The 11958-nt window shown below is 75.1% G+C and carries 2 protein-coding genes and 1 pseudogene; all 3 read right to left on the bottom strand.

The genetic code is table 11. The features are described from left to right. The coding region (locus ACZ3TI_RS40105; protein ID WP_465735414.1) for an SDR family NAD(P)-dependent oxidoreductase at positions 1–4352 on the bottom strand (4352 nt) is incomplete at its 3' end. A 33-nt stretch (positions 4353–4385) separates the two neighbouring features. After that, positions 4386–7964: pseudogene (locus ACZ3TI_RS40110) on the bottom strand (type I polyketide synthase); the annotation flags it as partial. 94 nt (positions 7965–8058) lie between these two features. Continuing rightward, positions 8059–11958, bottom strand: a 3900-nt coding sequence (locus ACZ3TI_RS40115) for an SDR family NAD(P)-dependent oxidoreductase (RefSeq protein WP_465735412.1), incomplete at its 5' end; no start/stop codon positions are given.

Raw genomic sequence — 11958 nt, forward strand, 5'->3', positions numbered from 1 at the left:
CCTTGGCCGGGGAAGACGAAGACGGTGCGGCCGGGGTGGTCGGTACGGCCGGTCACGACGGCCGGTGAGGGCTGGTCGTCGGCGAGCGCGGTGAGGCCGTGGAGGAGTTCGTCGCGGTTCTCGCCGAGGATGACGGCGCGGTGGGGGTGTTGGGGCCGGGCGGCGAGGGTGGCGGCCGCAGCCGCGGGTTCGGTGTCGTGGTGCTCGGTCAGGTAGGTGTGCAGCTGGGCGGCCTGCTCGCGCAGGGCGCCATGGCTCTTCGCCGACAGTAGGAGGGGCGCGACGGCGTCCCCGGCGCTGTCCGTCCCGGTCTCCGCGGGCTCGGGCTCGGGGTCTTCCGGTGCGGCTTCGAGGATGATGTGGGCGTTGGTGCCGCTGATGCCGAAGGAGGAGACGGCGGAGCGGCGCGGGTGGTCGGTCTGCGGCCAGTCCCGCGTTTCGGTGAGGAGTTCGACGGCGCCGGCCTCCCAGTCCACGTGCGGGCTGGGCTCGTCCACGTGCAGGGTCCTGGGCAGGATGCCGTGGCGCATCGCCTCGACCATCTTGATCACCCCGGCCATGCCGGCCGCGGCCTGGGTGTGCCCGATGTTGGATTTGACCGAACCGAGCCAGAGGGGCCGGCCCGCCGGCCGATCCTGCCCGTAGGTGGCCAGCAGGGCCTGGGCCTCGATCGGGTCGCCGAGGGTGGTGCCGGTGCCGTGGGCCTCGACGGCGTCGACCTGGTCGGCGGTCAACCGGGCGTCGGCCAGGGCGGCGCGGATCACCCGCTGCTGCGACGGCCCGTTGGGGGCGGTGAGGCCGTTGCTGGCACCGTCCTGGTTGACGGCGGAGCCGCGGATCACGGCGAGCACCCGGTGACCGTTGGCCCGGGCGTCGGAGAGCCGCTCCAGCAGGATGACACCGGCGCCCTCGCCCCACGCCGTACCGTCGGCGGCACCGGCGAACGGCTTGCACCGCCCGTCCGGCGCCAGGCCGCGCTGGCGGCTGAACTCGATGAACAGCCCGGGCGTGGCCAGCACGGCCGCGCCGCCGACCAGGGCGAGCGAGCACTCGTCGTTGCGCAGCGCCTGGACGGCCAGGTGCATCGCCACCAGCGAGGAGGAGCACGCGGTGTCGACGGTCATCGCCGGACCCTCGAAACCGAAGGTGTAGGAGATCCGGCCGGACGCGACGCTGGTGGTGGTGCCGGTCAGCAGGTAGCCCTCCAGCGCCTCGGCGCTGCTGAACGCGTTCGCGCCGTACCCCACCCCGGCCACGCCGGCGAACACGCCGGTACGGCTGCCGCGCAGTGACTGCGGGTCGAGGCCGGCCCGCTCCAGCGCCTCCCAGGACACCTCCAGCAGCAGGCGCTGCTGCGGGTCCATCGCGCTGGCCTCGCGCGGGCTGATGCCGAAGAACCCGGCGTCGAAGCGGTCCGCGTCGTAGACGAAGCCGCCGTGGCGGGCGTAGGTCTTGCCCGCGGCGGCGGGGTTCGGGTCGTACAGCTCGTCCAGGTTCCAGCCGCGCCCGCCGGGGAACTCGCCGATCGTGTCGATGCCGTCGGCGGCCACCCGCCACAGGCCCGCCGGGGAGTTCGCGCCGCCGGGGTAGCGGCAGCCCATGCCGACGATCGCGATCGGGTCGCCGTCCACCGGCCCGGTGACGGCGAGGGCTGCGACGGCCGGCGCGTCCCGGTCGACCAGCAGCTCGCGCAGGTGCCCGGCCATCGCGGCCGGTGTGGGGTAGTCGAAGACCAGTGTGGTGGGCAGTCGGCTGCCGACCGAGGCTGCCAGCCGGTTGCGGAACTCCACGGCGGTCAGCGAGTCGAAGCCGAGCTGCTGGAAGGGCCGGTCCGGATCGATCGCCTCCTGTCCGGCGTGCCCGAGCACGGCCGCGATGTGGCTGCGGATCAGCTCCAGCAGCAGTCGCAGCTGTTCGCCTTCGGTCAGCCCGGCCAGCTGCCGGGCGAGCGGCGCCCCGGAGCCGCCGGCCGCCCGGCGTGCGGGCGTGCCGACCAGGCCGAGCAGCAGTTCCGGCACCGCCCCCGCGCCGGCCCTGGCCCGCAGCGCCGGCAGGTGCAGGGCGACCGGCACGACGGCGGCCTCCTCGCCGCCGAGCGCCCGGTCGAGTAGCCCGAGCGCCTGCTCGGTCGCGAGCGGCAGGACGCCGGAGTCCCGCATCCGGGCCCGGTCCTGGTCGGTGAGCGAGCCGGTGATCGCGCTGCGCTCCTCCCACAGGCCCCAGGCGAGCGAGACTGCCGGCAGGCCCTGGGAGCGCCGGTGCTGGGCGAGCGCGTCGAGGTAGCTGTTGGCGGCGGCGTAGTTGCCCTGGCCGGGCGAGCCCAGGACACCGGCGGCCGAGGAGAACAGCACGAACGCGGCGAGGTCGGCACCGCGGGTCAGCTCGTGCAGGTTCCAGGCGCCGACGGCCTTGGGCCGCATCACGGCTTCCAGCCGCTCCGGCGTCAGGGCGGACACCACGGCGTCGTCCACCACACCGGCCGCGTGCACCACGGCGGTCAGCGGCCGGTCGGCCGGGACGGCGGCCAGCAGCTCGGCCAGGCCGCGGCGGTCGGCGGCGTCGACCGCGGCGACCTCCACTTCGGCACCGAGCCCGCTCAGTTCGGCGAGCAGCTCCTGCGTGCCGCGGGCCCCGCGCCGACTGGTGAGCAGCAGCCGGCGCACGCCGTGCCGGCTCACCAGGTGCCGGGCGAGCAGGCCGCCGAGCGTACCGGTGCCGCCGGTGATCAGCACCGTGCCGTCCGGGTCCAGGCCGCGCGGCAGTTCCAGGACGACCTTGCCCACGTGCCGGGCCTGCTGGATGTGCCGGAAGGCCTGCGGAGCGTGCCGGACGTCCAGTGCGCGCAGCGGCAGGGGGTGGAGCACGCCCGCGTCGAACAGGTCGACCAGGCCGAGGAGCATCCGCTGGACGTGGTCCGGGTCGGCCTCGGTCAGGTCGAACGGGCGGTAGGCGATCCCGGGGTGGGCGGCCGCGACCTCGGCGGCGTCGCGGATGTCCGCCTTGCCCATCTCCAGGAAGCGTCCGTCCGCGCCGAGCAGCCGCAGCGAGGCGTCCACGAAGTCGCCCGCCAGCGAGTTGAGCACGACGTCCAGCGGGGCGCCGTCCGCCCCGAAGCGCTGCTCGAAGTCCAGGTCGCGGGAGGAGGCCAGGTGCGCGTCGTCCAGGCCGAGCCCGCGCAGCACCGGCCACTTGGCCGGGTGGGCGGTGGCGAACACCTCCGCGCCCGCGTGCCGGGCCAGCTGGATCGCGGCCATGCCCACACCGCCGGCGCCGGCGTGCACCAGCACGCGCTCGCCGGGCCGTACGGTGGTGAGCTCGTTCAGCGCGTAGTGGGCGGTGAGGAAGGTGATCGGCACGGTGGCGGCCTGGGCGAACGACCAGCCGGCCGGCACCCGGACCACCCAGCGGCGGTCGGTCACGGCGACCGGGCCGATCGCACCGGCGACCAGGCCCATCACCCGGTCACCGGGCGCCAGCCCGGCCACCTCGGGACCGACCTCGACCACCACGCCGGAGACCTCGCCGCCGATCGGCGCTTCGCCCGGGTAGAGGTCCAGCGCGATCAGCACGTCGCGGAAGTTGACACCGGCGGCGCGCACCGAGATCCGGACCTGCCCGGGCGCCAGCGGTGCTGTCGCGTCCGGCGCGGGGACCAGCGCGAGGTGGTCGAGCGTGCCCTTCGCGGTGGCGTCCAGCCGCCAGGCGGACACCTCGGCCGGCACCGCGAGGGTGCCCGGGCGCTCCGCGGCGGTGAGCCGGGGGACGAGCAAGGTGCCGTTGCGGAGCGCAAGTTCGGGCCGCCCGGTGGCGACCGCGGCGGGCAGCAGCGACCAGGAGGCGTCCTGTCCGTCGAGGTCGACCAGCACCAGTCGGTCGGGGTTCTCCGACTGCGCGGCCCGCAGCAGACCGCGGGCCGCGGCACCCGCGAGGTCCTCGACCGGGTCCTCGACCCCGGTCGTGGCGGCGCGCTCGGTCAGCACCACCAGCCGCGCGCCCGCCAGGGTGTCGTCCGCGAGGAACTCCTGTACGACGGCGAGGAGTCGGCGGCTCCGGTCGACCGCGGCGGAGCCGCCGACCGGGTTCTCCGTGTCGTCCTGGTCCCCCGGGGCGTCCGAACCGTGCGGGCCGGCGGTGGTGTCGAGCAGCGCCACGGTGGGGAAGTCCGCCGACCGTCCGAGGCCGGGCAGGGCGGCGGTGAGGCGGGGGTCGGCGTCCGGGCCGACCAGCACCCAGCCCTCGCCTGGGACGGCGGCATCCTCGGTGGCGGCGGGCGCGGCCTGCGGGGTCCAGTCCACCCGGTACAGCGGGGTGCGCGGGGTCGCGGCGAGCTGGTCGGACGACACCGCGCGCATCGTGACCGACCCGACCGAGCCGAGCGGGTCGCCGGCCGCGTCGGCGATCGTCAGCGCGACGCTGTCCGCGTCACGGGCGCTGGGCGAGATCCGGACCCGCAGCTCCGGGCCGGCCTTCGCGTCCAGCCGGATCCGCTCCCACGCGAACGGCAGCTTGACCCGGTCGAGTGGCTCGCCGGCCTCGATCCTGGCCGCGACGAGCGCGTGCAGCGCGGCGTCCAGCAGAGCGGGGTGCAGGCCGAACTCGTCCGCGCCGGGGGCGGTTTCCGCCGGGAGCACGACCTCGGCGTACAGCTCCTCGCCGTGCCGCCAAACGGCTCGCAGACCCTGGAACGCGGGGCCGTACGCCAGCCCGAGGTCCGCCAGGTCCGCGTACAGGTGCTCCGTCGCCACCGGGGTGGCTCCGGCCGGCGGCCAGGCGGTCGGCAGCGCCTCGCCCGTGACCTCCTCGGCCGTCCCGGCCGGGCGCAGCACGCCGGACGCGTGGCGGGTCCAGACGATCGCCTCCTCGTCCCCGGTGGCGGGGCGGGAGTGCACCGCCAGCGAACGGCCGCCGTCCTGGTCGGGCCGGCCCATCCGCACCCGAAGCTGGACGGCGTCCTGCTCGCCCAGTACCAGCGGCTGGTGCAGCACCAGCTCGTCCACCATGTGCTCGCCACCGAGCTGCCCGGCGGCGTGCAGGGCCAGCTCGACGAAGGCGGTCCCCGGCAGCAGCACCGAGTCGAGGATGCGGTGGTCGGCCAGCCAGGACTGCGCCTGCAGTGCCAGTCGGCCCGTGAACACCACGCCCTCGTCGGGCAGTTCGACGACGGCCGCGAGCAGCGGGTGGCCGGCGGCGCTGAGCCCGGCCCCGGCCACGTCGCCCCGCCCGGAGCCGGTCTCCAGTGCGTAGGGGCGGCGCTGGAAGGGGTAGGTGGGGAGGTCGGTGGCATCGGTGGTGCCGGAGGGGGTGGGGATCGGCCAGGTGACGGGATGGCCGTGGGTGTGGAGGGCGGCGAGGGCCGCTGTGGTGGTGCGGGTTTCGGGGTGGTCCTTGCGGAGGGTGCTGATGGCGAGGGGGTTGGCCTCGTCGAGGGTGGTGTGGGTGAGGGCGGTGAGGACGGGGTCGGGGCCGAGTTCCACGAAGGTGGTGACGCCGTTGTCGGCGAGGGTGCGGAGGGCGTCGGTGAAGCGGACGGCTTGGCGGATGTGCTGGGTCCAGTAGTCGGGGGAGGTGAGCTGGTCGGCGAGTTGGCCGGTGAGGTTGGAGATGACGGGGATGGTGGGCTGGTGGTAGGTGAGTTGGGCGGCCTCGGTGCGGAAGGCGTCGAGGATCGCGTCCATGTGGGGGGAGTGGAAGGCGTGGGAGACGGTGAGTTTGCGGGTCTTGCGCCCGAGGGCCTTGAAGTGCGCGGCGATCCGCTCGGCGGCGTCGGGGTCGCCTGAGATCACGGTGGAGTCGGGTGCGTTGAGGGCGGCGATCGACACCGTTTCGGTGAGGTGTTCGCGGAGTTCGTCTTCGGTGGCTTGGATGGCGATCATGGCGCCGCCGGCGGGGGCGGACTGCATCAGCCGGGCCCGGGCCGCGACGAGTAGGGCCGCATCGGTGAGGCTGAGGACTCCGGCGACGTGGGCGGCGGTGAGTTCGCCGATGGAGTGGCCGGTGACGAAGTCCGGTGTCACGCCCCAGGACTGGTAGAGGCGGAAGAGGGCGGTCTCGAGGGCGAACAGCGCGGGTTGGGTGTAGCGGGTCTGGTTGAGGGCGTCTTCGTCGCCGAAGACGACCTCGCGCAGCGGCCGCTCCAGGTGCGGGTCCAGTGCGGCGCAGACCGCGTCGAAGGCGGCGGCGAAGGCGGGCTGGTTCTCGTACAACTCGCGGCCCATGCCGAGGCGTTGCGCGCCCTGTCCGGTGAACAGGAAGGCGACCTTCCCGCCGCGCGCCGTCCCCTGGACGGCGTGCGGGCTGGTGGACCCCTCGGCCACAGCCGCCAGTCCGGTCAACAGCTCCGCCCGGTCGGCACCGAACACCACCGCCCGGTGCGCGAAGTGGGACCGCCCCGAGGCCAGGACGCCCGCTGCCTCGGTCAGCTCCAGCTTGTGATGATCCGTCAGGAATTCCGCCAGTTGCGCCGCCTGCTCGCGCAGCGCAGCCTCGCTCTTGCCGGAGAGCAGCAGGGGAGCAGTGGCGCCCCCACGGACCTCGTTGACCCCGCTGACCTCGTTGACCGTCCCGCTTTCCTCCGCGTCGACGGTCGGGGCGGACTCCAGGATCAGGTGCGCGTTCGTCCCGCTGATGCCGAAGGAGGAGACGGCGGCCCGGCGCGGCTCGCCGGTCTCCGGCCAGTCCCGCGCCTCGGTGAGCAGTTCGACCGCACCGGCGGTCCAGTCCACGTGCGGGGTCGGCTCGTCCACGTGCAGGGTGCGGGGCAGGACGCCGTGCCGCATCGCCTGCACCATCTTGATCACGCCGCCGATGCCGGCCGCGGCCTGGGGGTGCCCGATGTTGGACTTCAACGAGCCGAGCCAGAGCGGCCGTTCGGCGCTGTGTGCCTGCCCGTAGGTGGCGAGCAGGGCCTGGGCCTCGATCGGGTCGCCGAGGGTGGTGCCCGTGCCGTGCGCCTCGACCGCGTCCACCTGGTCGGCGGTGAGCCGGGCGTCGGCGAGCGCGGCGCGGATCACCCGCTGCTGTGCGGGACCGTTGGGGGCGGTGAGCCCGTTGCTGGCGCCGTCCTGGTTGATCGCGGTGCCGCGGATCACCGCGAGCACGTGGTGCCCCGCCGCCCGGGCGTCGGAGAGCCGCTCCAGCAGCACCAGTCCGGCGCCCTCGGCGAAGCCGGTGCCGTCCGCGGCGGCCGCGAAGGGCTTGCAGCGGCCGTCCGGCGCCAGGCCGCGCTGGCGGCTGAATTCCATGAAGACGTTGGGTGTCCCCATCACGGTGACGCCGCCGACCAGCGCCATCGCGGATTCGCCGCGCCGCAGCGATCCGGCGGCCAGGTGCAGGGCGACCAGCGAGGAGGAGCACGCGGTGTCGACACTGACGGCCGGCCCCTCCAGGCCCAGCGCGTACGCGACGCGCCCGGAGGTCACGCTCGGCGCGCTGCCGGTGCCGAGGTAGCCCTCGACGCCCTCCAGCCGCTCCGGCAGCTCCCGCAGGTAGTCCTGGCCGCTGGTGCCGATGAACACGCCGGTCCGGCTGCCGCGCAGGCTGTCGGGCGCGATGCCGGCCCGTTCCAGGGTCTCCCAGGCGAGCTCCAGGAGCACCCGCTGCTGCGGGTCCATGGCGGTCGCCTCGCGGGGGTTGATCTCGAAGAAGTCGGCGTCGAACCGGTCCACCCCGTCGAGGAAGGCGCCGTTGCGCGAGTAGGTCTTCCCGCTGGCCTCCGGGTCCGGGTCGAAGAGGTCGTCGACGTCCCAGCCGCGGTCGTCCGGCAGCTCGGCGACCGCGTCGACGCCGTCCGCGACCAGCCGCCACAGGCCCTCCGGGGTGGTGGCCCCGCCGGGGAACCGGCAGGCCATGCCCACGATGGCGATCGGCTCGCTGTCCCGCGCCTCGACGTCCCGCAGGCGGCGGTTGGCCTGGACGAGATCGGCCGTCGCGCGCTTCAGGTACTCGCGCAGCTTCTCCTCGTTCACCGCGAGGCCCCTTCCTGGTTGATGACGGTCGTGGTGCGGTTCGTGGTGCCGGGGCCGGACGGTCCGCTCCGGCGGCTGGTGGCGGTGTGGCGGGTCATGCCTCGGTGGTCCCGAGCTCGTTGTCCAGCGCGCGGAAGAGGTCCTCGTCGGAGGCGGTGGCGAGTTTCGCCACCTCGGCTTCGGTCAGCGTGTCGCCGCCGGCCCCGAGCCGTCGGGCCAGGGTCTGCAACCGGGCTGCCAGGACGGCCAGTTCGGCGTCCTCGGGGGAGACCTCGAGGGCCGCCCGCTCCAGCCGGTCGAGCTCGGCCAACACGGCCGCGGCCCCGGCCGGGGCCGACGCGGGAGCGAGCCGGACGCGCAGTTCGGCCGCCAGGGCGGCGGGCGTGGGGTGGTCGAAGACCGCGGTGGCGGGCAGCCGCAGACCGGTGCCGGTGTTGAGCCGGTTGCGCAGTTCGACGGCGGTGAGCGAGTCGAAGCCGATGGCCTGGAAGGCCCGGTCGGGGTCGATCTCCTCCGCCGAGGCGTGGCCGAGCACGGCGGCGATGTGGCCGCGGACCAGGGCCAGCAGCCGGGCGTCCTGCTCGGCCTCGGTGAGCCCGGCGAGCCTCTCGCGCAGGCCGTCCGCACTGACCGCGGCGGCCCGTTGGGCGCTGCGGAGCACCCGGCGGCCGGTCAGGGCGCTGAGCAGCCGCGGCACGGAGGAGGCCCGGGCCAGTGCGCCGCGGTCGAGTCGGATCGGCAGCTGGACGGCGTCGGCGGCGTCGCGCAGCGAGGCGTCGAGGAGCGCGAGCCCCTGCGGGGTGGTCAGCGACAGCACGCCGTTGCGGGCCATCCGCCGCTGGGACGCCCGGTCGACGGACTCGGTGAGTTCGCTGGTCTCCTCCCACAGGCCCCAGCCGAGCGAGAGGGCGGGCAGGCCGCGGACCCGGCGGTGCTGGGCGAGCGCGTCCAGGTACTGGTTGGCGGCGGCGTAGTTGCCCTGGCCGGGGCTGCCGAGCGTGCCGCTGGCGGAGGAGTACAGGACGAACGCGGCCAGGTCGAGGTGCTCGGTCGCCCGGTGCAGGTGCCAGGCGGCGTCGACCTTGGGGCGGAAGACCGCTTCGAGGTGTTTCGGGGTGAGGGCGGCGACGGTGGCGTCGTCCAGGGCGCCGGCGCTGTGGAAGACGGCGGTCAGCGGGTGCTCGGCGGGGATCGTGTCGAGGAGTGCGGCGAGAGCCGCCGGGTCGGTGGTGTCGCACGCGGCGATCCGGACCTCGGCGCCGGACTCGGCCAGCTCGGCGGCGAGTTCGGCGGCCCCCGGGGCGTCCGGGCCGCGCCGGCTGACCAGCAGCAGCCGACCGACGCCGTGTTCGCGGACCAGGTGCCTGGCGGTGTGGGCGCCCAGGGTGCCGGTGCCGCCGGTGACCAGCACGGTGCCCGCCGGGTCCAGGTCGCGCGGCAGGGTGAGCACCAGCTTGCCGGTGTGGCGGGCCTGCTGGAGGTGGCGGAAGGCGTGCGGGGCGTGCCGGACGTCCACGGCGTGGATCGGCAGCGGCCGGAGCACGCCGCGGTCGAAGAGCTCCACCAGGTCGAGCAGCATCTCCTGGATGCGGTCCGGGCCGGCCTCCACCGTGTCGAAGGCGCGGTAGCGGACGCCCGCGTGGTCGGCGGCGACGGTGTCGGCGTCGCGGCGGTCGGTCTTGCCCATTTCCAGGAAGCGGCCGCCGCGCGGCAGCAGCCGCAGTGAGGCGTCGACGTACTCGCGGGCCAGCGAGTTGAGCACGATGTCCATGCCCTCCCCGTCGGTCGCGGCCAGGAACCTCGCCTCGAATCCGAGGTCCCGGGAGGAGGCGAAGTGGTCGTCGTCGATGCCGAGTTCGCGCAGCACGTGCCACTTGTTGGGGCTGGCGGTGGCGTAGATCTCGCCGCCCCAGTGCCGGACCAGCTGGATCGCGGCCATGCCGACGCCGCCGGTCCCGGCGTGGATCAGGATCCGCTCGCCGGGGCTGACCGTGGTGAGGTCGACCAGGGCGTAGTACGCGGTCAGGAACGTGATCGGCAGGGCGGCGGCCTGCTGGAAGGTCAGGCCGGCCGGCATCGGCGTCACCCAGCGGTGGTCGGTCACCGCGACCGGCCCGGCGGCGCCGCCGATCAGGCCCATCACCCGGTCGCCGGGCACCACGTTGGCGACCCCGGGACCGACCTCGACGACCACGCCGGCGCCCTCGCTGACGATCGGTGCGTCACCCGGGTACATGCCGAGGGCGATCAGCACGTCGCGGAAGTTCAGGCCGGCCGCGCGGATCGCGATCCGGACCTCGCCTGCGGCCAGTTCACGGGTCGGCTCGGCGGTGGTGCACAGCGCGAGGTTCTCCAGCGTCCCCTTTCCGGTGCTGTCCAGGCGCCAGACCGCCTCCGGACCGGCCGGGCGGGCCAGGATGTCGGCCCCCTCGACCGGTGCGACGCGCGGCACCACCACCTGGCCGGCCCGGACGGCGAGCTGCGGTTCACCGCTGGCGAGCGCGGCCGGGACGGCCTGCCAGGACGTCTCCAGGCCGTCGACGTCCAGCAGCACGAACTGGTCCGGGTTCTCGCTCTGGGCGGTGCGGACCAGGCCCCAGGCGGTGGACGCGGCCAGGTCGGCGACGTCCTCCGCGGGGTGGGTGGCGACCGCGCCGCGGGTGAGCACCACCAGGCGGGTCGCCCCGTCGACGCCGGCCGCCAGCCACTCCTGGAGCAGGGCGAGGGTCCGGGCGCCCGCGTCGTGGGCGGCCTGCACCGGGTCGGCGCCGCCGTCGGCGGCACCACTGACCGGGGCCAGCACGAACTCCGGAAGCGGTCCTGCGGCGGCGAGTTCGGCGAGGGACGGGTGGACGGCGGCGCCCACCGCAGCGCCCACCGCGGCGCCCTTCTCGGCGCCCGGACCGCAGTCCGCGGCGATCACGGCGAGGGCGGGCGGTGCGCCGGTGGTCTCCGGGTTGGTGAGCGGAGTCCAGTCCAGCCGGAACAGCGCGTCGCCCGACGGCTTGCTCCCGGCGCTCGCCAGCTGCTCCGGCGTGATCCGGCGCAGCGTCAACGTCTCGACGGTGAGCACCGGTTGGCCGGACTCGTCGGTGACCAGCAGGGAGACCTGGTCGGTGCCGGTGCGCTCGACCTGCACCCGGACGTCGCGCGCGTCCACCGCGTGCAGCGTCACGCCGTCCCAGTTGTACGGGAGCAGCGGGCCGGCCGCCTGGTCGTCGTCGGCCGCGGTGAGGGCGATCGCGTGCAGGGCGGCGTCGAGCAGCGCGGGGTGGATGCCGAAGCCGTCGACGGGGGTCCCGGCGGGGAGGGCGACGTCGGCGTAGGTGGCGCTCTCGCTCGTCCAGGCGGTGTGCAGACCCTGGAAGGCGGGGCCGTAGGTGTACCCGTGGGCGGCGAGGCGGGGGTAGAAGTCGGCGGTCGGGTGCGGGACCGCGTGGGCGGGCGGCCACGCGAGGTGGCCGGCGGGGGGTGCCGGCGTCCGCGCGGTGAGGGTGGCCGTGGCGTGGAGGGTCCAGGCCTGGGTGGGGGCGTCGGTGGGGCGGGTGTGGATGGTCAGGGTGTGCTGGTCGGTGCTGTCCGGGGAAGGCGCGGTGGTGACGTGCAGATCGACGGTGGCGGAGTCGCCGAGGACGAGGGGGTGGTGCAGCGTCAGCTCGGCGATCTGCGGGTGCCCGGTGTGGTGGGCGGCGTGCAGGGCCAGGTCGAGGAAGGCGGTGCCCGGCAGGAGGACGGTGTCGAGGACGGTGTGGTCGGCGAGCCAGGCGTGGTCGGCTGGGTTGATGCGGCCGGTGAGGAGATGGGTGCCGTCGGGGAGGGCGCTGGCGGCGGCGAGGAGGGGGTGGTCGAGGGGCCGGAGGCCGAGCGCCCGGGCACCGGCGCCGCCCGGGGCGGGCTTGAGCCAGTAACTGTCGCGTTGGAAGGGGTAGGTGGGCAGGTCGATGGGGTGGGTGGGGGTGGTGGGGAGGGGCCAGGTGACGGGGGTGCCGGTGGT

Source organism: Kitasatospora sp. NPDC023120 (genome assembly GCF_055560835.1).